The following is a 1,352-nucleotide window of genomic DNA, read 5'->3' as shown; positions in this document are numbered from 1 at the left end:
GCCTGGCGAGGCTCGGTCCAGGCGCCCGGGCTGTCGCTCTCATTTCGGCTGCCCATGCTGGTCGTGTGGCTCTCATTTGGCCTGCGTAGCCCGGGCGTCGCCAGAGCAGGGAGAGGCTCAAGAGGGGTGTGTGCGGCTCGAAGCAGCGTTGCCCTCCCGGCTCGACAACCAATGGTGGTTCGAGCATCGGAGGGGAACAGCGTGAACACAACTACAGGCCGGGTCGTCATCGGGATGGACCCGCACAAGCGCTCAGCGACGATCGAGGTGATGACCGCCGACGAGACCATCGTCGGAGCTGGCCGGTTCGCCACGGACAGTGACGGGTACGCCGAGATGCGGCGCTATGCCGGCCAGTGGCCGGACCGGGTCTGGGCCATCGAAGGGTGTGCCGGGATCGGCAAGCACATCGCGGTCCGGCTTCTGGCCGACGGCGAAGAGGTCGTCGATGTCCCACCGAAGCTGTCGGCCCGAGCCCGGGTGTTCGCCACCGGACAGGGCCGCAAGACCGACGCCACCGACGCGCACTCCGTGGCCCTGGTCGGCACCCGCATGAGCGGGCTGCGGCCCGTGGTCACCAACGAACAGCTCGAGGTGCTGCGGCTGTTGGTCGACCGGCGTCGCTCGCTGGGTGAGGAGCACACCCGCAAGACCTCCCAGCTGCACCAGCTGCTGCTCGAGCTCATCCCCGGTGGCGCCAAGCGCGACTTGTCCGCGGCCCAGGCCAAGGCGCTCTTGGCCAAGGTCCGACCGCGCGACGTCGTCGGGAAGACCCGCCGCCGGGTGGCCGCCGAGCTGGTCGCGGATCTCGAGCGGATCTACGCCCGGAAGAAGGAAGCGAACAAGGAGCTCACCGAGATGGTCACCGCGACCGGGACCAGCTTGTTGGATCTGCACGGCATCGGACCCACCGGTGCCGCCCGGCTGCTGGTCGAGGTCGGCGACATCACCCGGTTTCCGAACAAGGCGCACTTCGCGTCCTGGAACGGCACCGCACCCCTGGACGCCTCCTCCGGTGACCAGGTCCGGCACCGGCTGTCGCGCAAGGGCAACCGGCAGATCAACCGGGTTCTGCACACCATGGCCCGCGTCCAGCTCCGCAACCCCACCGAGGGCAGGGCCTACTACGACCGCAAGAAGGCCGACGGAAAGGCACCGATGGAAGCCATGCGGTGCGTGAAGCGCCGACTGTCCGACATCGTCTTCCAGACCATGCTCAACGACGCCGTCCGCACCACCGAGCCGACGAAGACGGGCCCGGGAGGACAACGGGGAAACGACTCTGACTCCAGCGCGGCCGGCTCACATCCCCACACCAGCTCTTCGGACAAGTCACTTCCCGGACCCGCCAG

The 1,352-nt window shown here is 68.4% G+C and carries 1 protein-coding gene; it reads left to right on the top strand.

Annotated features, from left to right (window positions below; genetic code table 11):
* Window positions 1-201: 201 nt before the first annotated feature.
* Window positions 202-1,352: IS110 family RNA-guided transposase (locus AC4BGE_RS18865; protein ID WP_490576285.1), on the top strand; the 1,151-nt coding region annotated here is incomplete at its 3' end.

The organism is Nocardioides sp. Z50_6, from assembly GCF_058215755.1.
This window is presented reverse-complemented; position numbering and strand designations above follow the sequence as displayed.